Source organism: Flavonifractor sp. AGMB03687 (assembly GCF_017811815.1).
In the GTDB taxonomy this organism is placed as follows: Bacteria; Bacillota; Clostridia; order Oscillospirales; family Oscillospiraceae; genus Flavonifractor.
The window spans coordinates 69,793-89,652 of record NZ_JADKZI010000003.1; the positions used below are offsets into that span (position 1 = coordinate 69,793).

A 19,860-nucleotide genomic window follows, 5' to 3' on the forward strand; every position below is an offset into this window, starting at 1 on the left:
GAAATTGCCGCTATAAAATGTTCGACTTCCGCTCGTAGCTGTTTGATTTTTTCCACAGTCGTTTAGAGGTGGTGGATACGCTGCTCAGCCCCATCTCGCTCATAAGTTCCCGCACCAATGTTGTACCAGCGCGGTAGCCTCGCTCATGAAGCACAGCACAGATCTTCTCGCTTCCAAATGTCTGCCGGCTTTCCTCAAAGATTTCCTGAATTGCTGCTCGCAATTCTTCCCGATGTTTGGCATAGGAACTGTTATCCCGTTTGTTCCGCTTGATGTGGTTGTAAAAGGTTCCCCTCGGAACATCTAAGGCTTCACAGAGAACATGGACACTAAACTGGCCATAAAATGGCTCCAATACAGCAAGCTTCTCCTGCGTTGTCGCGTTGGCAATCGCAGGAATAGATTTTAGAACCGCAATGATTTGTTCCTGTTTTTCACAGCGGCGGAGAAGGCTGTCGAAATCTTTGGGGGTAACTGTACGGGCGCTGTTCTTGGATTCAACAGGCCGATAGGTCTGAATCCACGTGTAGAAGGTACTTCTGGAAATCTGATGCTCCTGGCAAATCGCAGAAACAGTTTTGCCGTTCACGGCAATTTAAGTGTATAGGGAGTTCACAAAGCACGGCAATGATTCTTTTAGCTTAACCCCGCATTAACCTGTCTAAGTTTCGATATACGGTATATCAGAAGCGTGCACCTTGTTCACCAAATAACTCATTTGGTTTTTTTCCAAAAAATATTTTATGCTGTCTATGGTTTTAGATTGTTTTAGTCCAGGGCCAACGACAATTTCACAAATCGGTATTTTTGATAGCGGCTTGCAATTGAGATCCATTAGTTTATATTTTACATATGGAAGCACGATCCCTCCTCTGTTTCGGTAATGAATTCTGTATGCCTCATCAGATCTTTTAACAGAATTATCTACAAAACGGCATTCTGCTTCCCCACTAAACCCACGATGTTTTAACTGTGGGTTCAATCTAAATATTAAATCGGACAGGAAATCTGATGCAGCTATAGTTGCAATTTCGGCTGAACTCTTCGCTTGATTATTGAAACATGTGAGACCCATATCAATTGCTTGCTCGACTAATTCAAGTTTTTTCTTGTCTTCATAGAGCACTGAAATTGGAAAAAAGTGATGCTCATATTTAGGGCAAACATTTTCGGGTATATTATTATATTTTTCTAATAGTTTTTCATACATTTCTTTCCTTATTAGACACATACCAGGAAGTGAATGGCATTGAGAAAAATCAAAGCCAATAGCTACTCCGCTTTCTTTCCCGTATCCACGCCACATTTCCAGTGAGTCCCTATTATATGAAAAGCTGATAGAAAAAACATCTTTACTGGATATCGGAAAAACCCCATCGGATATTTCCTTATCCAGGCTTTTGATAATATTTTGAAGGACTTGTTTCTCTGGTTCTGAAACATTAGCAATTCTTTGCAGTATACGCTCTCTGAACAACTCTTTGCCATGCAAATACTCTGATTTATCATTCATGAATGCAATATGGGACGCCCACAGCTCATGGTTTTCCATGATACTAATAAATCCTGATATATCTGTATAATGGTACACATTGTTAATTTTCAATAGTCCAAATTGTCTTCCTAATACGCTCATTCCACTTATTGGGTTACCAGAAAATTCTGCGCTGAATTTTAGCATACTTTCAAAATCAACTGGGTGATTCGACACATCCATTTTAAGTACTCCTCAAAATTTTTTGTGTGAGTTTTATAAGCTTTTTACATTATATCATCTAAAAATATGGTTTTCAATTTTGGCATCTATAGTGTTGCGATGTTCCAAAAAGAAGGACATCCGAAAGGATGTCCTTCTTTTTGGTTTCGCCGCCCGAAGGGCGGCTTCCCCTGTTTGATTGAAATGCTCGGGGCAACTGAATTGCCCCTGCGCCAAGGTTTTGGACCGCTGGTCCAAAACACTTGTACGGCGCAAAAGCGCCGCCCCATTGTGTGGGGCCCAGTGGCTTGTGTATCTTTCTTTTTGCTTCAATGAGGGGCGCGACAAAGTCACGCCCCTCGTTTCCATTTCTTTACCGCTTGCTCAGCCGGAGCACCAGTGCCGTGCGGTCGTCCGCTGTCTCGGCCTGATGCTCGCTCTCATCAATAAGGGCCTGGGCCAGCTCCCGAGGGCTGGTCCCGTCAAAGGCGGCCAGCTTGTCCCGCACCCACTGGTCGGGCTGACCGCCGGTCACCCCGTCAGTGACCAACAGCACACAGTCCCCCGCCTCCAGCTTCAGATGGGTCACGTCGGGGGAGCCGCCCTCCCCGCCCGCCAGTCCGGCGGGCAGCGCACAGCCGGTGACCCGGCTGACGGCGGTCCCCTTCTTCACATAGCTGGGGGCGGCGCCGTACTTGTAGATGTCCCCCTCGCCGGTGAACAGATCCACCCGCAGCAGGTCGATGGTGGTGAAACCGATCTCCTCCTCCCCCCGGAGAGCCAGGGCTGCGCTGAGGGTACGCAGGGCGTTTTCCGGCCGCACACCGGCCCGGAGGAATTGCTCCAGCAGCCGCACCGCCAGGGTGCTCTCCCGCTCGGCCAATCGGCCGGAGCCCATACCGTCACACAGCAGCACATAGAGGGCCCCGTCGTTGTGCTTGAACCAGGCCCCCGTGTCTCCCGACACCGTCTGCCCATCCTTTTTCCGGGCGGCCACACCGGCCACCGCCATCAGGGGTTCGCTCTGTACCAGCACCAGCTTGTCTCGCCGGTCCCCCTCCACCAGCCGCAGAGGGAAGTTCATCAGCTTGGACAGCTTTTCCACCTGGGCACTCTGCCGCAGGGGGGACAGGCCCGCACCCTCCAGCTCCAGCCGCAGGTGGCCCGCCTCGTCGTAGTAGACCGCCAGCTCACACTCGATGCCCTGGGCGGTGAGGTACTGGCGCAGCCGTTTCTCCCGCACCGGGTCGGGGATCAGTTCCGCACTGAGCTCGGCGGCCGCCGCCCCCAGTACCTCCGCCAGCTCCCCATACTGGCGGCACACCGCCGCCCGGTTCTCCTTCAGCCGGTTCTGGTACTGCCGCCGGTAGAGCAGGGCCGCCAGCTCCTCATTGACGGCGGTAAGCAGCTCAGGGAATTTCATGCAGCGATTGGAGAAGTAGGCGGGAAAATCTCCCCCCTCCCCCCTGCCCCGCTCCAGCATGGCGGGCAGGGCATCGTTGAGGGCGTTGTAGGTGGATACATAGTCCCGCTGCCAGCAGGAGGTGTTGAGAGGGCAGCGCTTGCACACCCGGTCCGCCGCCCGGTCAAAGACGGAGGCGGCATCGTTGTCGTTGGGTCCCGTGGGGCGTAGAGTCCCCCGCATAGACTCGTACAGGCTTTTGAAGGCGGCCGCCGTGTCCTCCATCCGGCCTTTTACGTAGGCCATGGCCCGCTCCTGGGTGCCGTGCCTGGGCTCCCGGGCCACCAGGGCCCCCACCTGCCGCAGCAGTTTGTCGGGCAGCAACATAAAGACCACCGAGGCGGCAAAGACCTCGTAGAGCAGGGGAATGTAGAGGCCGTCCTTCCAGTTCCATAGCACCGCCATGGCGTTGGCCAGCACATAGGCCAGGGTGGCCGCCAGTTTGCTCTGCCGGTGGAACACCCCGGTCATCACACCCGCCAGGGCGTAGGCCATAGCGTAGAAGGGCATCCCGCCGGTGGACAGGTCCATGCCCAAACCCACCGCCACACCGGCGGTGGCGCCCGCGCTGACACCCCCCTTGTAGGCCACCGCCATTACCGCCACGGCGGCGGCAAACCGGCCCACCGACAAATCTCCCAGCAGGGTCAGCTTGGACAGGGTGAGCAGCAGGGTGCCCAGTAGCAGAAGCAGGCTGATGGTCTGCCGGGCAGTAAGCCCCTCCTCCTCCCGCTTCTCTGTCCAGGGGGTAAAGGCGATGCGGTAGAAGTACACTGATGCGCCGCACAGCAGCAGTTCGGTGGCGAAAAAGACCAGACTCTCCGGTGTCCAGCCCTGATCGGAGAGGTAGACGAAACCGGTGACCCCGTCGATGGCGGCGGCGGCCAGGGGCATGAACCAGCTCTTCCGGTAGGCCTTCACATCAAAGAAGGCAAAAGCCACCGAAAAGACCAGCACGCTGGCCGCCACATACCGCAGCCCCTCGATCAGCCCCTCCATGGTGAGGTAGCCAAAGCAGGCCCCCATCAGGGCGCAGAAGCCGTCCAGCCCTGAGCCGGAGGCCCCCACTAGCCCCAGTCCGAAGGGGGCATAGCCCCCAAAGATCTCCGCTCCCGCCAGCAGGGCCCCCAGCAGGAAGCGGATGACGCACTCGGCAAAGCGCACCAGCGCCGGGGCCCGGAATACCACCTTTCCCGTCTCCCGGGCCTCCTCCCGCAGGCGCGCCGCCTTGGTTTTCAGCTTTTCCTTTGTGGCCATGGTCCCTGTCTCCTTTGCTCCCGGGGCTTATCCCCCGGCGTGTCAGAGACAGTATAAACCATATATTGGAAAAATCAGGTCGGATTGCGCCAATCCCGCCCGACTTTCCGCCAGATGCTGCAAACAGGTCCCAGGCCGTTGGCCTGGGACCTGTTTCTGCTTATTTCACCACAATATCCACATAGGCGGAGGTGGTGGCATCCAGCACCGCCATATAGCCGCACCGGAACTCCAACCAGTCCCCCACCTGCACCTGCCCGCCGCAGTCCTCCACGTCCACGATCAGGTGGTCCGAGCTGGCTCCGATCATCTGGGCACCCGGCAGGATGGGGGTGAGGGCAGCCCAGGCTACATCCTGCTTGCCGGCGGCGCAGATGGCCCGCAGGCGCACGCCCCGGTCGGGGTACTCCGGTGTGTCTCCCTTGCCGTCCCGGCCCAGTTCCCCGATGGGCACCGAGGGCTTGCGCCGCAGCTCCACCACCTGGGCCTTGAATCGGAAGGCGTCCTGATGGAGCCCCTCCAGAAACCGGTTGCCGGTGGTGTCCTCGCCGTAGAGCACCGCCTCCCCCATCCGCAGTTGGTTGACCCCGGCGGGCATCACGCCCTCCTCCAGCAGCTTGAGGGCGCAGGTACCGCCCGCCGACACCACCGAGATGGAAAAGCCGTAGGTTTCGTTGAGATACTCCCGCAGCTCCACCAATATGGCGGTGTTTTCCACCGAGGGCAGCACGCTGCCGTAGCACCCCACGTTGGTGCCCAGGCCTACCAGCTCCACCCCGGCACACTCCTTGATCTGGGGAGCGATCTGGTCCAGCTGCTCCCGGCCAAACACCCCCTCCCGCAGGTCTCCCACATCGATCATCAGAATGATCGGGTGGACCTTGCCCTGCCGGAGGGCGGCTTCCGATACCGCCCGGATCACCTCGATCTGGCTCTGCATGCTCCAGTCCGCCCAGCGGACCACGTCCTCTGCCTCCGGGATGGCGGGGATGCGAATGAGCAGGTATTTCAGGCCGGGAATGGCCTCCTTGGCAGCCCGGATGTTGCGCAGACGGCTGTCGGCAAAGGAGGTGATCCCTCCTGCCATGGCCGCCCGGATCACCTCGGGCCGGGCGGAAAAACCTTTGGTGGCAAAGGCCAGCTCCACCCCCCGCTGGGTGCAGAAGTCGTTGAGTTTTTGGGCGTTTTCCGTTACTTTCTGGGTGTCGATTTCCAGGATAGGCGCATACATGACACGTTCCTCCTTTATCGATCGATCCTTTAAGCTCATCATACCTCCTATTGAGCGCTCTGGCAAGAAAATGTTTCCTGCCCCTTGACAACCGTGTATATCTGTGTTATTACTGTATATGTCAAGTATATACAGTATGACAACGAGGTGCACCATGGATATCATCATCAGCAATTCCGGCGGCGTGCCCATTTATGACCAGATCACTCGGCAGATGAAGGGCCTCATCCTCCGGGGAGAGCTGCGTGAGGGGGAGGCCCTTCCCTCCATGCGGCTGCTGGCCAAGGAGCTGCGCATTTCCGTCATCACCACCAAACGAGCCTATGAAGAGCTGGAGCGGGACGGGTTCATCACCACGGTACCGGGCAAGGGGTGCTTTGTGGCCCCCCGAAACCTGGAGCTGGTCCACGAGGAGACCCTCCGCCGGGCGGAGGAGCATCTGTCCCAGGCGGTGGATATCGCCAAGACCGGCGGGATCACCCTGGCCGAGCTGACCGAGACCCTCAGCCTTCTGTATGGAGAGGAAACGTATGAATAACGCATTGGAAGTATCCCATCTCACCAAGGATTACGGCTCCTTCAAGCTGGACGACGTGTCCTTCACCGTGCCCGGCGGCACCATTATGGGCCTCATCGGGGAAAACGGGGCGGGCAAGTCCACCACCATCAAGTGCGTCCTGAACATGGTCCACCGGGACGGGGGCAAAATCTCCGTGTTCGGTCTGGATGCCGTCGCCGATGAGCAGGCAGTAAAGTCTCAGCTGGGGGTGGTGCTGGACGACTGCGGCTATTACAACCCCTTTACCCCCGCCCAGCTAGACCGCATCCAGAAAGGCATCTACCCCCAGTGGGACAGCGGGCTTTTCAGGCAGTATCTGTCCAAGTTTTCTCTTTCCGAGAAAAAAGTCATCAAGGATTTTTCCAAAGGTATGCGCATGAAACTGGCTCTGGCCGCCGCCTTTGCCGTACGCCCCAAGCTGCTGATCCTGGATGAGGCCACCTCCGGCCTGGACCCGGTGGTGCGGGATGAGATCCTGGATGAATTTCTGGAGTTTATTCAGGATGAAGACCACTCCATCCTCATCTCCAGCCACATTACCAGCGACCTGGAGAAGGTGGCAGACTATGTGACCTACCTCCACAAGGGTAAGGTGGCCCTCACCGGGGCCAAGGATGAGCTGCTGGACACCTACGGCAAGCTGGTGTGCAGCCGTGCAGACCTGGAACAGGTGGACCCAGATCTGTTGGGTGGGTGCCGGATCGGCCAGTTTGGCTGTGAGGCGCTGGTCAAGGACCGGCACGGTTTCCGCCTCCGGTACCCCGATCTGACCGTGGAGCCCGCCAATCTGGAGGACATTATGATCTTCACCGTAAAGGGGGATGCGCAATGAAGGGCCTGGTTTACAAAGATATCCTGGCTATGCGAAGGCTAGCAGGCACGTATCTGCTCTTCTTCCTGGTCTATGGCGGCCTGTCCGTGGCAGGCGTGTTCGACATCAGTGTGCTGGGCGGGATGGTGGTGCTTCTGGGGGCCATGGTCCCCATGTCCTCCATCAGTATGGACGACGCCAGCGGCTGGGCACGCTTTGCGGTGGCCTCTCCCACTGGGCGGCGGGGCATTGTCAGCGGAAAGTATCTCTTCACCCTTCTGGCTCTGGTGGTCAGCACCGTTCTGGTAGGCCTGCTGCTGATGGGCTTCTCTCTCTTGGGCATCAGTGAGAATCGCCCCATAGACTGTCTGCTGATCACCCTCTGCTGCACTGGAGTGGCCCTGCTGATAGACGCTGTGCTCCTGCCTCTGACCTTTCAGTTCGGTGCGGAAAAGGCCCGCATCCTCAATACGATCCTGTTTGCCGCAGTATTCGGCAGCATCGTGTTGCTAGGCGGCGCGGTCAGCAACGAACTGTCTCTCCCCGCCCCCCCTGCCTGGCTGATCTCCGCCCTTCCTGTGCTTCTCGGCCTGGCTGCTATCATCGGCTTTTTCATCTCCTACTGCATCTCCCAGGGCATTTATGCCAAAAAAGAGTTCTAAATCTGAAAAAACAGCCCCGGAGCATGGCTCCGGGGCTGTTTTTATGCTTACTGGATATGCACGTGGTTGTGGATGTGCTCCGAGCAGTAGCAGTAATAGCCGTTGCACTTGGAGCAGTACCGGAACTCCTCGTCCGGGTAATCGGTATCGGTCTTGCCGCACACCGCGCACTTGTGGATATAGCCCTTGGTCTGCTGGGCGTGCTTAGTCGCCTGCTTGAAGTTGACGGTCTGCCGGGAAGTCCGGTGGGCGGTCTGCCGCTTTACCCGGCCCATGGTAGCCATCAGATCATCCCAGAAGAAGATCAGGTAGTTCAGGATGGCCACGATGGGGGCCACCACGCCCACCAGGGCGAACATACCGATGGTGGGGATCTGCAGCAGGCTGCGGATGATGTCAAAGGCAAAGAGGGCGGCATCAAACCAGGCCAGCCACTTGACCTTGATGGGGATCACAAAGAAAAGCAGCACCTGCATGTCCCCATACAGGGTGGCAAAGGAGAAGAACAGGGACAGGTTCACATAGTACATGGAGATGGTAGCCACCGGGTAGGGCAGAATCAGATAGATGATAAAGCCCGCGATGATGTTGAGCACCAGTCCCAGCAGGTAGAACACAGTAAACTTGGTGGTGCCCCACTGCCGCTCCAGAATGGAGCCGATCCAGTAGTAGAAATACAGCGAGATGGCCAGGAAAAACAGGCTGTTGTTTTCCGGCACAAAGATAAAGGTGACCAGCCGCCACACCTCGCCCCGCAGAATGTAGTAGGGAACAAAGGACAGAGCGGAGGACAGGGAAAAGCCCATGCTGAACTGGTCCAGCAGCCACACCAGCGCATTGCCGATGACCACCACCATCATCAGATTGGGGATACCGAACCGGGGATGCTTGTAGCAGAACCGATCCAGCCAGTTTTGAATGAATCTCAAAGAATACTACCTCCCGCGGGGCAGCGCACCGCCCCATTTTCCATGTGCCCCAGTGTAGCAGGGCCGCGGGGAAAATTCCCAAACAAATTGTAAATTTTCCATCCGTTATTTCAGAATCTTGCGGATCTTCTCCTTCATGCCGGGGGTGAGCATCTTGGCCGCCGCACGGTAGGGCAGGGGCGGCGTGGTGAGATACTTCTGCTCCACCTGATCGAAGGGCATAGCGGCGAAAGCGGCGAAAAAGGCTCCCCGCTTGGCGTTGTGGGTCAGGGGGAAGGCCAGCCGGGGATTGCCGGCCACCGCCTCGGCCAGAGGCCGCTCCATCTGTCCCAGCTTGTCCGCCAGGGTGTCAAACACCTTCTGGCCCTTGGCGCTGTTGACCAGCACCAGGGACACGCCCTTCTCCCGGTCAGTGGGCAGGTTCAGCTTGGGGTCCAGCCCCCAGAAATCGCCCAGGGTCAGGTCCGCCGGGCGGCTGGTGCTGGTATACCGGCACTTGGAACACACCGGCCGCAGAAAGAGCTGCATGCCGAAGCCCCGGCCGAAGGTGGTGCGGTGGAGGGGCGTGGTAGTGGTGCCGCCGTCGGCAAAGCGGACGGTCATGTGGGAGTGGGACCAGCCGTGGGCCTTGTCCCGGAATCGCAGGCCGGTGACCGGCGCGCCGTGCTCTGTACCCAGCTTCTTCAGGTAAGCCTGAAACACCGCAGGAGAGGGCACGCCGTTGCACACCAGGTCGCAGGTCAGCAGATTGTCGTAATCCCGGCCCAGATAGTGCTTCAGGCCGTCCACCTGGCAGGCCAGGCCGGTGAAGAGCACCTGCTTGCCCGCCTCCAGCTGTTCCTTCACCTGATGGAAGGTTTCCCCAAGATCGCTCTGAACATACTTGGAGCCCCGCATGGCCGCCAGTTCCTTCTCATTGGAGGCGCAGGTATGCCGCACAGTCATATAGCCATCAAAGGCGGCACCATACACCACGCCGCCCTGATTCAGCACATGGCCGGCCAGCAGGGAGAACACACCGCCGGAGGAGCTGCCCGCCCGGACGGTATCGTCCCGGTTCCACACCGCGTGGGCGCAGTTGGGATCGGGGCCCTTCACCGGCTGGGTGAGGGCGGGGCAGGCCTTTTCACACTTGCGGCAGAGGATGCAGCTCTCCCCTACCACCGGACGCAGGAAGCCCTCGTGGTCGGGCTTCATTTGAATGGCGCCCACCGGACAGACGGCGGCACAGGCGGTACAGCCGGTGCAGTCCTCCGCCTTGCACAGGTCGGGTCCGTTGGTTCCCTGGGGAACGCTCTTCTCCTCCGGCAGGGCAGTCCCCTCCACCGCCGCCTTCAGGTAGGCCAGGCAGTCGGCCCGTTCGGCCTCCAGACGCTCATAGACCTGGTCGTAGTCCATTTTGGCGTCGATGGGCGCGGTGGTGTCCAGGCCGATGATGCGGTCGGCGCATCCCAGCCGGGAGAGCAGGCTGTAAATGCGGGAGAAGGTGGGCTCCCGCCGCTCCTTGGGGGACATGGAGGTAAAGAAATCCTTCTTGAACTGGAGGGAGAAGGCAGCGCCGTGGAAGGAGTTGGTCACCACGGCGGCGGCATGCTGGAACAGGCCCAAGAACTCCCGGGGGCCCGCATCAAAGACGATCTCCTTGGCGCCGTCGATCTTCCGCCGGGCGCCCGCCAGCTGGACGATGGGCCAGCCGGTCCGCCGGGACAGGGCCAGGGCGTAGGGGGCCGCCTCGCCGGGATCGGAGACGAAGTAGCACAGAATGTAGGGGCCCTGGTGCTGGGGGGCCGCCGCCAGCTTGCCCCAGTCGTCGCCGTTGAGCAGCAGGGTGGGATCCAGCACCACCTTGGCCTCCCGGCCCGCCGCCTCCCGGACCAGCACCTGTCCCCGCTTCTCCCGGACGGAGAGGGCGGAGAAGGGCTCCAGGAACCGCTTGAGCTGGGCTTCCTTATCCTCCGGCAGCTGGGGCACACCCAGGCTGGGGGCGTAGGCAATGCGGCGGCCCTCCTTCACAAAGTCCAGCAGGAAGGCGGGGTCAAACTGCTTGTCCTGGAAGATATAGGGGTTCCAGATCTGGTCGCTGCCCGACACGTACACGTCGTATGCAGGGGGCTGCTCCCGCAGCTGTTCAAAGGAGGTGTAGCGCTGGGGAGACAGATCCATCTCCTGGGCCACAAACGCCTCAAAGCGCTGGAACCGCCGCTGGAAGGCGGCGTAGTGGAGGGCGGTGTGGGCATCAGACGCCATATCCCGCACCGACCGGCTCTTCTTGAAGATCTGGTTGGTGCGGGTGGTATGGGGCAGACGATAATCAATGATCTGGCACTCGTGGCCCAGACCCTGGATGGCCTTCATGGTGGCCAGGGCCTGAAGCTGTGCGCCGTAATGATGGGCAAAGTGGAATGTAATGAGTCCGGTGCGCATAGGCTCACTCCTCGTTTGTCAGCGGATGATTTAGATTCTATTTAGTATACCACAGGTCCGCCCCGTTGTATATCGCCGGATTAGACATTCCGTTTATTCTGTCCGAAATACAGACAGCATTTTCTTTTTGTCTATGGCATTGCGGGCTAGAACCCGGTATGATATGATTATCTTATTCTGGATTGCCTCTGCATTTGGCGGAAGCAGGCCCGGCTTTTAAAGAAAGCTGTGAAAGGAGGGTGTACATCTATGAGCATACCGGCCCGGCTCAAGGCTTTTGGCATGGCAAGAGCCCTGGACTATCTGGAGCGGGATCCGGACGCCAACCTTCCAAGGCTGATGGAGTGGGTGGACAGATACGCGGGGGAACGGCTGCCCCTTCCCTATCGGGATCTGTTTCATCAGGTGATGACCGACCCGGACAACAACTGGCATCGGCTGATCCGTAGTATGTATACCGACATTGACAATCGTGTTCTGAAAAAGATCTTTGAAAATTTTGTGATCCACGGCGAGGTACTGGATTGGCCCGCCAAAAAGGAGCAGGGTCTGCTGAACCAGGACCAATCCCCCTGGTCAGTGATCATCTCCCCCTCCTTCCCCTGCAACATGGACTGTACCGGCTGCGGCGCGTCCATTTTCGGCGTACGCCCCTCCATGGAGTTTGACAGTCTGGACCAGGAGCTGGAGGCCCGCAAAGTCCGGGGCTGCCACCTGTTTATCTTCAGCGCCGGCAACCCCCTGTCCCAGCAGGAGGAGATTATCGCCCTGTGCAACAAGCACTCCGACTGCGTCTTTGCCGCCTTCACCCCGCCCGGCGATATCACCCCCTCTCTGTGCGCCGACCTGCTGCGGGTGGGCAACCTGTTCCCCGCCATCCAGGTGGATGTGGATCCGGTGGACGCCCAGCGGGCCTCCGACCTGCTGAAGTCGTACAAGCTGCCCTTCGGCGTGGCCTGCCGCTGCACGGCGGACAACTGGGAGCGGGTGGCCACCGAAGAGTATTATGACCGGGTCATCGACAGCGGCGCCAAGTTCTGCTGGTTCTTTACCTGCCCGGCCTACGGCGGCCCAGCCTCCCCCTCCCAGGAGCAGCTGGTGGATCTCCACCGCCGCATCCAGGCCTTCCGCAAGACCAAGCCCCTGCTTACTTTAGATTTCTGGGACGGGCCCAGCCCTTCGGCAGCCCCCCAAGGAGGTTCATGATTATGAGTATTGTAAAAGACCCCTCTCTGGCCCCCTCCGGGCGGCGGAAAATCAGCTGGGTGCGGGATTTCATGCCCGCCCTGGGCAGCATCGAGGCTCGCTTTGAGAAGGAGCAGCCCTTCGCCGGTCTGCGGGTAGCGGTTTCCGTCCACCTGGAGGCCAAGACCGCCAATCTGGGCTATGTGCTCTCCAAGGGCGGCGCGGAGGTCCGGCTCACCGGCTCCAATCCCCTGTCCACCCAGGACGACGTAGCCGCCGGCCTAGCCGATCTGGGTGTGGAGACCTTCGGCATCCACGGCGCCACCGCCGAGGAGTACGAGAGCCATCTGATCGAGACCCTGAAATTCAAGCCCCACCTCATCGTGGACGACGGCGGCGACCTGGTCCACCTGCTGGGTGGCAAGTGTGCCGACCTGGGCGAAAACCTCATCGGCGGCTGCGAGGAGACCACCACCGGCATCCTGCGGCTGAAGGCCCGGGAGAGGGAGGGTATCCTGCCCTGCGCCATGATGGCGGTCAACGACGCCAAGGCCAAGCACTACTATGACAACAAGTACGGCACCGGCCAGTCCGTGTGGGACGCCATCATGCACACCTCCAACCTGGTGGTGGCCGGCAAGACCGTGGTGGTGGCCGGCTACGGCTGGTGCGGCAAGGGCGTGGCCATGCGGGCCAGCGGCATGGGCGCCAACGTGATCGTCACCGAGGTGGACCCCTTCAAGGCTCTGGACGCCACCATGAACGGCTTCCGGGTCATGCCCATGGACGAGGCCGCCAAGTACGGCGACATCTTTGTCACCGTCACCGGCTGTAAGGATGTCATCACCCCCCGTCACTTCGCTGTCATGAAGAACAACGCCATTCTCACCAACGCCGGCCATTTCGACTGCGAGGTGGACGTGAAGAGCCTGGCCGAGATGGCCGTCAAGCGTGAAATTCGCCGGGACAACATCGAGGGCTTCACCCTGCCCGACGGCAAGGTGCTCAACGTCATCGGCGAGGGCCGTCTGGTCAACCTGGCCGCCGGTAACGGCCACCCCGCCGAGATCATGGACATGTCCTTCTCCGTCCAGGCCCTGGCTCTGGAGTGGCTGGTCAAGCACCAGGATTCCCTGGAAAAGAAGCTCTACCAGGTGCCTGCCGAGATCGACGACGAGATCGGCCGGGTGAAGCTGGCCGCCATGGGCTTCGCCATCGACAAGCTGACCGACGAGCAGGAGGAATACCTCAACGGTTGGAAGGCCTGATCAAAAAGGTCCTTTGGCTCTATACAGATTCGTCCATTTGTCTATTGAAAAAGTGGGAAAAACCCGCTAAAATAGCCACAGTCAATTGAATATGCCTTATCGAGAGTGGTGGAGGGAACGGCCCGATGAAGCCCGGCAACCTGCGTACAGCGCAAGGTGCCAAATCCGGCGAGGAAATCGAAAGATGAGGATGGAAGAGCCCTACGCGCTCCGCCGTCCGGCGGAGCGCGTTTTTGCTCCAGTTTAGAAAGGAAGGTATAACTATGGCAAACCGTCTGTTTACCTCGGAGTCCGTTACCGAGGGTCACCCCGACAAAGTATGCGACCAGATCTCTGACGCCGTCCTGGACGACATCCTGGCCGCCGACCCCACTGCCCACGTGGCCTGTGAGACCTTCACCACCACCGGTATCGTCACCGTCATGGGCGAGATCACCACTTGCCACTACACCGACATTCCCTCCATCGTCCGCCGCACCGTGCAGCGCATCGGCTATACCGATCCCGCCTACGGCTTCGACTACCGCTCCTGCGCGGTGATGACCGCCATTGACGAGCAGTCCCCCGACATCGCCATGGGCGTCAACCAGTCCTTCGAGCACCAGGAGGGCGGCACCGACGCCGCCGACCTGATCGGCGCCGGTGACCAGGGCATGATGTTCGGCTACGCCTGCGATGAGACTCCCGAGCTGATGCCCGCCCCCATCTCCATGGCCCACAAGCTGTCCCGCCAGCTCACCGACGTGCGCAAGGCCGGCAAGCTGAAGTGGCTGCGCCCCGACGGCAAGAGCCAGGTCACCGTGGAGTATGACGAGAACGGCAAGGTGCTCTCCTGCCCCGCCATCGTGGTTTCCACCCAGCACGATCCCGACATCGCCCTGAAGGACCTGCGTGAGGCCGTGGTGGAGGAGATTATCAAGCCCATCATCCCCGCCCAGTACATCACCAAGGACACCAAGTTCTACGTCAACCCCACCGGCCGCTTCGTGGTTGGCGGCCCCGTGGGCGACACCGGCCTCACCGGCCGTAAGATCATCGTGGACACCTACGGCGGCTCCGCTGCCCACGGCGGCGGCTGCTTCTCCGGCAAGGACCCCACCAAGGTGGACCGTTCTGCCGCCTACATGGCCCGCTACATTGCCAAGAACCTGGTGGCTGCCGGCCTGTGCCGCAAGTGCCAGATCGAGCTGGCCTACGCCATCGGCGTGGCTCACCCCGTCTCCGTGCTGGTGGACACCTACGGCACCGGCACCCTGCCCGAGGAGAAGCTGTCCGCCATCGTCAACGAGTGCTTCGATATGCGTCCGGCCAAGATCATCGAGAAGCTGGACCTGCGCCGTCCCATCTACGAGCAGACTGCCGCCTACGGTCACTTCGGCCGTACCGACATTGACCTGCCCTGGGAGCACCTGGACATGGTGGAGAAGCTGAAGAGCTATCTGTAAAAATCGGTCTATTTAAAAAAAGCCTGCCGTGTGTGTTTCCACACGGCAGGCTCTTTTTGTGGAAAACCCATACGGCCCTGTGGTATGATATCTACGTATGATCAATGGAAAGCTCAGGTGTTGCATGATGCAGGCAAAGACGGGCTCCGCCCAGGAAACGGTATTTCAGGATCTTCCCATCCCCTCCGCACTTCGTAAAATGATCATTCCGGCGGTCACCAGTCAGCTGATCGTCCTGATCTACAACATGGCGGACACCTTTTTCGTGGGACAGACCAACAACCCCTATATGGTGGCTGCCACCTCGCTGATCCTGCCCGTGTTCAACATCACCCTCTGTCTGGCGGGACTGGCCGGTATCGGCGGCGGCTCCCTGATCTCCCGGCTGCTGGGCCAAGGCCGACCCGATGAGGCCCGGCGGGTCAGCGCCTTTTCCCTCTGGCTGGGGCTGTGCATCGCGGCCCTTTTCGCGGCAGGAATCGGCCTTTTTATGGACCCCGTCCTTCGGCTGCTGGGCGCCGGTGAAAACACCTACGCCTATGCCAGACAGTACGCCCTGTGCGTCATCGTGGTTGGCGGCATCCCGACGGTGCTATCCAACGTGCTGTCCAACCTGATCCGCAGCATCGGCCGCTCCAAGGCGGCCAGCGCCGGTATCATTCTGGGCGGTGTACTGAACATCGCCCTGGACCCTCTGTTTATGTTCGTACTGCTGCCGGAAGGCCATGAGGTGCTGGGCGCTGGTCTTGCCACCTGCCTGTCCAACTGCATCGCCTTTCTCTTCTTTGTGTCCGTGCTGCTGCGGATGGGCAAAAACTCCACCATTACTTTTCTCCCCAAGGGAGGCCTGCCCGGCTGGGACAGCATCCTGGCCGTGTTCGGCGTGGGCATTCCCTCCGCCATCGCTACCTTCCTGTTTGATCTGGATTACGTCATCATCGACAAGCTGATGGTCTCCTATCACGATCTGGCCCTGGCCGCCATCGGCATCGTGCTGAAGGTGGAGCGTTTCCCACTGAATGTGGGCATCGGCATCTGTCAGGGCATGCTGCCCCTGGTGGCCTACAACTACTCCGCCGGCAATGAGCAGCGCATGAACGATACCATCCGGCTCTCCTGCCGACTGGGTCTGACCATCGCCGGGATCAGCATCGTGCTGTATGAGATCTTTGCGGTCCAGTTCTCACACCTGTTCATCTCCGATCCCCAGACGGTGGAGCTGGCCTCCCAGTTCCTGCGCATCCGGGTACTGGCCACCCCGCTGATGTTTTTGAGCTTCTTTACCGTCTATCTGTTCCAGGCCTTCGGCAAGGGCAGGATCTCCCTCTTCCTTGGTGTGACCAGGTGGCTGGGCTTCAATATCCCCATGCTTTTCCTTCTGAACGCCCTCTTCGGCATGTTCGGCATCGTCTGGTCCCAGGTGACCGCCGATATCCTGACCGTTCTCCTGTCCTTCTATGTCTACCGCAGATACAAGCCTTCGGCGCAAAAAAGCGCTCCCCTGACTCCTCCTTGCGCCACCCCATGAATTATGCTATCATCCAACCCAGGAGGGATCACCGTGGCCGACTCCAATATCACCAAAAAGGCGCTGGCAGAAGCGTTGAAAGCCCTTATGCGGGAAATGCCCATCGAGAAGATCAACGTAGCCTACATCTGCGAGCGATGCGGCATGAAACGGCAGAGCTTTTACTATCACTTCCGGGATAAATATGACCTGCTCAACTGGATCTTTGACAGCGAGACGGATACCTTGCTTGGAGACGGACCCTCTGTTTCCCAGGAGGGGCCCTGGGATAGGTTTGAATTGCTATGCCGTTATTTTTACGACAACCGTAACTTCTACCGCTCGGCTCTGCAGATCCATGGGCAGGACTCCTTTATGGTCCATTTCCAGCAGCGTATCTTTCCTGTTTTCAAGCGCGCCCTTTCTTTTATGCCCGGGAATCAGAAACAGGATGAGTTTTCTGCCAACTTTTTTGCTTATGCCCTTGTATGTGCCATTGCCCGCTGGCTCATGTCCCGCAACGGCATGGAGCCGGAAGAATTCATCCGTAATATTAAGCAGCTGGGCGAAGTCATCCGCCGCGCTGCAAGGATGAATGGCACTCCGGAGACGGTACCGCCCACTTCAGAACAATAATTCATACTGTACAAAAACGCGATTTGTCAAAAAATTTGACAAATCGCGTTTTTGTACAATGACAGGCCGAACAGTTCCAACTATAATGACAACAAAATTTGATGGAACACAGAAAGGATGACTCCCATGGGCAATCCCATCAAGGACACCATGCAGCGTTTTGGCATCAAGCAGATCCTGCACTATCTGGAAGGCAATCCGGAGGAAAACATCCCCAAACTTATGGACCTGTTTGATAAGTTTACCCCTGCCAACTGGTACAGGCCGCAGCGGGAGGCCTTTCGCCGCGCCATTCAGGAGGAGATCAGCCAGCGCGAAGACTGTAACGTCCCCTGGGCCATTCTGCTGGACCCAACCTCTGCCTGTAACATGCACTGCACCGGCTGCTGGGCAGCAGAATATGGCCGCCAGCTTAACCTGAGCCTAGAAGACCTGGACTCCATCGTCATCCAGGGCAAAAAGTTGGGTACTTATATGTACATCTATACCGGCGGCGAACCGCTGGTGCGAAAAGAGGATGTGCTCCGCATCTGCGAGATGCATCCCGACTGCATGTTCCTCGCCTTCACCAACGGCACCCTCATTGACGAAGCCTTTTGTCAGAATATGCTGCGGGTCAAAAACTTTGTTCCCGCCATTTCTCTGGAAGGTTTTGAGGCGGCCAATGACTCCCGCCGGGGAGCCGGGGTCTATCAGAAGGTCCACCAAGTCATGGCTCTGCTGAAGTCACACAACCTTCCCTTTGGCATCTCCACCTGCTATACCAGCCACAATGTTGATGACGTGAGCAGCGAAAAATACTTCGACCAGCTGATTGACTGCGGCGCCCTGTTTGCCTGGTTTTTCCACTATATGCCCGTGGGTAACGACGCCGCCGTGGATCTGCTGCCCACACCGGAACAGCGCGTCAAAATGTACAACGCCATCCGCACTTATCGTACCACCAAGGCTATTTTCACCCTGGATTTTCAGAATGACGGCGAGTATGTTGGCGGATGCATTGCCGGCGGCCGGCGCTATCTTCACATCAACGCCAAGGGCGATGTGGAGCCCTGTGTGTTCATCCATTACTCCAACGTGAACATCCATAACACAAGCCTGCTGGATGCACTGAAGTCCCCCCTCTTCATGGCCTATCACCACTCCCAGCCTTTCAATGAAAACATGCTCCGTCCCTGCCCCATGTTGGAAAACCCGGAATTTCTGCCCAAAATGGTGGAAGATACAGGCGCTGTCAATACTGACTACCAAAGTCCGGAGAGTGCCCGGCACCTGTGCGAAAAAACCGCGCCTTACGCAGAGCGGTGGAAACCGGTGGCCGACGCTCTGTGGCAGCAGTCCCATCCCGGCAAAAACGCATGAATAAAAAAGTAAAAGCCTCCGGCGTTTCGCCGGAGGCTTCCACTTTATGCAAATTGCGGACCTGTGAGGGTTCAGGCCAGCCCCGGGAACAGGGTGAGGAGCAGGGTCACCACCACAGTAGCGATGGTGGTATTCACCACAGTACACACACCCACGTACTTGTAGGAGTCCTTGGCCTCGGACTTGGCCAGGCCGGAGGCGGCGATGAAGCCGGCGTTGGTGGGCAGGGTGTCCAGTGTGGTGGCGGAGAAGGCCGCGATACGGTGGACAGCGCTCATGCTCACGCCCATGCTGACGAAAGTGTCATAGAACATGGGCAGGGACGCGCCGATGGCAGCGGGGCCGGAACCGCAGATGGCGGTGACCAGCATGATGGCGATCATGACGATGAACAGCGGGGGGCCCTGGATGTTGGTGAGGGCAGTGCTGAACTGACCAAAGGTCTCGGTGGCCTGCACCACGGTGCCGAAGCCGGCCAGAGCGCCGCTGGACAGGCAGAGCACGCAGGCAGCGGCCACGCCCTTACCCAGCACGTTCATGACGGCCTTCACGCCGCTGAGGTACTTCCAGAAGCACACCAGGGCAGCCAGGATGCCGATGATGATGGAGAAGCCGATATAGAGCTTCAGGAAGTTGAACAGAGCAAAGGTAACGATGAGGGGGATCAGGGAGATGATGGGATTGGGCAGAGCATCGCCCTTCTGCACCTTCATGGATTCGTCAAACTCTGCATCCACATACACACGGCCGGCGGCGATCTCCTTCTTGGCCGCGTGGTTGAGGTAGGCAATGTTGAGGATGATGACCACGGCGCCGCCGATAAAGCCGGGGATGGCAGCAGCCATAGAGGTGGTGCCCAGGTACTGGATGGGGCCGGAGTTCTGGATCTGGGGGCTGCCAGGCATAGCCAGAGCAGCGGTAGCCAGGGCACCCAGCAGGATGCCGGGGGCCATGTAGCGGGGGATGCGGCTCTCCTTGATGATCTCCAGGGTCAGGGGCATCAGAACCATCATCAGCACGATGCCGCTGATGCCGCCGTAGGACATGAGCACGCCGGCCACAAAGATGATCAGGATACTGGTGAGCACGCTGGTGTGCTCCTTGTTGCCTTTAAACAGGCGGGAAATACCGTGCGCGATGGACCGGGCGGCGCCGCTGGCGTTATAAAGCTCGCCGAAAATGCCGCCCCACAGGTAGATGGCCAGGTTGGAGACCACAAAGCCTCCCACGCCGCCCAGGTAGGTCACGCTGTAGCCTTCCACAGCGCCCAGTCCGTTGCTGACCGCTACGATGAGGGCAGCCACGGTACCGGCAATCAGGACGTGGAGTCCCTTGTACACCATGACGATCAGTGCAACCAGAGCGACCACGATGCCGATCAAACCGACTACGTTCATTCACACTCTCTCCTTACTTCTTTCTTTTT

16 protein-coding genes and 1 riboswitch are annotated in these 19,860 nt (G+C 58.7%); of the genes, 9 read left to right on the top strand and 7 right to left on the bottom strand.

The window, feature by feature from the left end; all coding sequences use genetic code 11:
• Nucleotides 1–10 precede the first annotated feature (10 nt).
• The 4 genes from J9789_RS17395 to J9789_RS06750 all read right to left on the bottom strand — a co-directional run bounded on the left by J9789_RS17395 (nucleotide 11) and on the right by J9789_RS06750 (nucleotide 5,646).
• Nucleotides 11–589 (bottom strand): IS3 family transposase, encoded by a 579-nt coding sequence (locus J9789_RS17395; protein WP_348633648.1) that lies wholly within the window; start codon nucleotides 587–589, stop codon nucleotides 11–13.
• A 72-nt stretch (nucleotides 590–661) separates the two neighbouring features.
• On the bottom strand, nucleotides 662–1,717 hold the full coding sequence (locus J9789_RS06740) for a DUF2971 domain-containing protein (protein WP_209343879.1): 1,056 nt from the start codon (nucleotides 1,715–1,717) through the stop codon (nucleotides 662–664).
• A gap of 352 nt (nucleotides 1,718–2,069) precedes the next feature.
• The gene (locus J9789_RS06745; RefSeq protein ID WP_209343881.1) at nucleotides 2,070–4,415 is read right to left on the bottom strand and encodes a SpoIIE family protein phosphatase; all 2,346 of its coding nucleotides are present in this window, start codon (nucleotides 4,413–4,415) and stop codon (nucleotides 2,070–2,072) included.
• A gap of 160 nt (nucleotides 4,416–4,575) precedes the next feature.
• Complete coding sequence (locus tag J9789_RS06750; protein ID WP_209343883.1) at nucleotides 4,576–5,646, bottom strand: alanine/ornithine racemase family PLP-dependent enzyme; 1,071 nt, start codon at nucleotides 5,644–5,646, stop codon at nucleotides 4,576–4,578.
• Nucleotides 5,647–5,800: 154 nt separating this feature from the next.
• Here J9789_RS06750 and J9789_RS06755 point away from each other — a divergent pair, with 154 nt between their 5' ends.
• Genes J9789_RS06755 through J9789_RS06765 form a run of 3 tightly spaced genes read left to right on the top strand, consistent with a single transcriptional unit; the run spans nucleotide 5,801 to nucleotide 7,678 of the window.
• Nucleotides 5,801–6,184: a GntR family transcriptional regulator gene (locus J9789_RS06755; protein ID WP_209343885.1), complete on the top strand. Its 384-nt coding sequence runs from the start codon at nucleotides 5,801–5,803 to the stop codon at nucleotides 6,182–6,184.
• A complete protein-coding gene (locus J9789_RS06760) occupies nucleotides 6,177–7,037 on the top strand; it encodes an ABC transporter ATP-binding protein (protein WP_209343887.1) in 861 nt (286 codons plus the stop codon). Before J9789_RS06755 ends, J9789_RS06760 begins: the two co-directional genes overlap by 8 nt.
• Complete coding sequence (locus J9789_RS06765; RefSeq protein WP_209343889.1) at nucleotides 7,034–7,678, top strand: ABC-2 transporter permease; 645 nt, start codon at nucleotides 7,034–7,036, stop codon at nucleotides 7,676–7,678. The genes J9789_RS06760 and J9789_RS06765 overlap by 4 nt, the downstream gene beginning before the upstream one ends.
• A gap of 47 nt (nucleotides 7,679–7,725) precedes the next feature.
• On the opposite strand, the gene J9789_RS06770 is transcribed toward J9789_RS06765, so the two are convergent.
• Nucleotides 7,726–8,607, bottom strand: a complete 882-nt coding sequence (locus J9789_RS06770; RefSeq protein WP_245185138.1) for a rhomboid family intramembrane serine protease — start codon at nucleotides 8,605–8,607, stop codon at nucleotides 7,726–7,728.
• Nucleotides 8,608–8,712: 105 nt separating this feature from the next.
• Entirely contained in the window at nucleotides 8,713–11,031 is a 2,319-nt protein-coding gene (locus J9789_RS06775) for a polysaccharide pyruvyl transferase family protein (RefSeq protein WP_209343891.1), read from the bottom strand.
• Between the two features lie 249 nt (nucleotides 11,032–11,280).
• Between J9789_RS06775 and J9789_RS06780 the strand changes: the two genes are divergently transcribed.
• The 6 genes from J9789_RS06780 (at nucleotide 11,281) to J9789_RS06805 (ending at nucleotide 18,434) form a co-directional block, all read left to right on the top strand.
• Entirely contained in the window at nucleotides 11,281–12,237 is a 957-nt protein-coding gene (locus J9789_RS06780; protein WP_209343893.1) for a radical SAM protein, read from the top strand.
• Nucleotides 12,238–12,239: 2 nt separating this feature from the next.
• A complete protein-coding gene (locus J9789_RS06785) occupies nucleotides 12,240–13,484 on the top strand; it encodes an adenosylhomocysteinase (RefSeq protein WP_209343895.1) in 1,245 nt (414 codons plus the stop codon).
• A gap of 93 nt (nucleotides 13,485–13,577) precedes the next feature.
• A riboswitch (SAM riboswitch) is annotated at nucleotides 13,578–13,675 on the top strand.
• Nucleotides 13,676–13,747: 72 nt separating this feature from the next.
• A complete protein-coding gene (gene metK / locus J9789_RS06790) occupies nucleotides 13,748–14,929 on the top strand; it encodes a methionine adenosyltransferase (RefSeq protein WP_209343897.1) in 1,182 nt (393 codons plus the stop codon).
• Nucleotides 14,930–15,056: 127 nt separating this feature from the next.
• Complete coding sequence (locus tag J9789_RS06795) at nucleotides 15,057–16,457, top strand: MATE family efflux transporter (protein WP_245185139.1); 1,401 nt, start codon at nucleotides 15,057–15,059, stop codon at nucleotides 16,455–16,457.
• Between the two features lie 33 nt (nucleotides 16,458–16,490).
• Complete coding sequence (locus J9789_RS06800) at nucleotides 16,491–17,072, top strand: TetR/AcrR family transcriptional regulator C-terminal domain-containing protein (protein WP_209343899.1); 582 nt, start codon at nucleotides 16,491–16,493, stop codon at nucleotides 17,070–17,072.
• A gap of 126 nt (nucleotides 17,073–17,198) precedes the next feature.
• The gene (locus tag J9789_RS06805) at nucleotides 17,199–18,434 is read left to right on the top strand and encodes a radical SAM protein (RefSeq protein ID WP_209343901.1); all 1,236 of its coding nucleotides are present in this window, start codon (nucleotides 17,199–17,201) and stop codon (nucleotides 18,432–18,434) included.
• A 71-nt stretch (nucleotides 18,435–18,505) separates the two neighbouring features.
• Here the strand turns inward: J9789_RS06805 and J9789_RS06810 are convergent, their stop codons facing one another.
• Nucleotides 18,506–19,831, bottom strand: a complete 1,326-nt coding sequence (locus tag J9789_RS06810) for a GntP family permease (protein ID WP_209343903.1) — start codon at nucleotides 19,829–19,831, stop codon at nucleotides 18,506–18,508.
• Nucleotides 19,832–19,860: the final 29 nt, after the last annotated feature.

Bases quoted from the DNA above. Each gene is read 5' to 3' on its own strand.
- J9789_RS06740 (WP_209343879.1), bottom strand. From the start codon at position 1,717: ATGGATGTGTCGAATCACCCAGTTGATTTTGAAAGTATGCTAAAATTC.
- J9789_RS06745 (WP_209343881.1), bottom strand. From the start codon at position 4,415: ATGGCCACAAAGGAAAAGCTGAAAACCAAGGCGGCGCGCCTGCGGGAG.
- J9789_RS06750 (WP_209343883.1), bottom strand. From the start codon at position 5,646: ATGTATGCGCCTATCCTGGAAATCGACACCCAGAAAGTAACGGAAAAC.
- J9789_RS06755 (WP_209343885.1), top strand. From the start codon at position 5,801: ATGGATATCATCATCAGCAATTCCGGCGGCGTGCCCATTTATGACCAG.
- J9789_RS06760 (WP_209343887.1), top strand. From the start codon at position 6,177: ATGAATAACGCATTGGAAGTATCCCATCTCACCAAGGATTACGGCTCC.
- J9789_RS06765 (WP_209343889.1), top strand. From the start codon at position 7,034: ATGAAGGGCCTGGTTTACAAAGATATCCTGGCTATGCGAAGGCTAGCA.
- J9789_RS06775 (WP_209343891.1), bottom strand. From the start codon at position 11,031: ATGCGCACCGGACTCATTACATTCCACTTTGCCCATCATTACGGCGCA.
- J9789_RS06780 (WP_209343893.1), top strand. From the start codon at position 11,281: ATGAGCATACCGGCCCGGCTCAAGGCTTTTGGCATGGCAAGAGCCCTG.
- J9789_RS06785 (WP_209343895.1), top strand. From the start codon at position 12,240: ATGAGTATTGTAAAAGACCCCTCTCTGGCCCCCTCCGGGCGGCGGAAA.
- metK (WP_209343897.1), top strand. From the start codon at position 13,748: ATGGCAAACCGTCTGTTTACCTCGGAGTCCGTTACCGAGGGTCACCCC.
- J9789_RS06795 (WP_245185139.1), top strand. From the start codon at position 15,057: ATGCAGGCAAAGACGGGCTCCGCCCAGGAAACGGTATTTCAGGATCTT.
- J9789_RS06805 (WP_209343901.1), top strand. From the start codon at position 17,199: ATGGGCAATCCCATCAAGGACACCATGCAGCGTTTTGGCATCAAGCAG.
- J9789_RS06810 (WP_209343903.1), bottom strand. From the start codon at position 19,831: ATGAACGTAGTCGGTTTGATCGGCATCGTGGTCGCTCTGGTTGCACTG.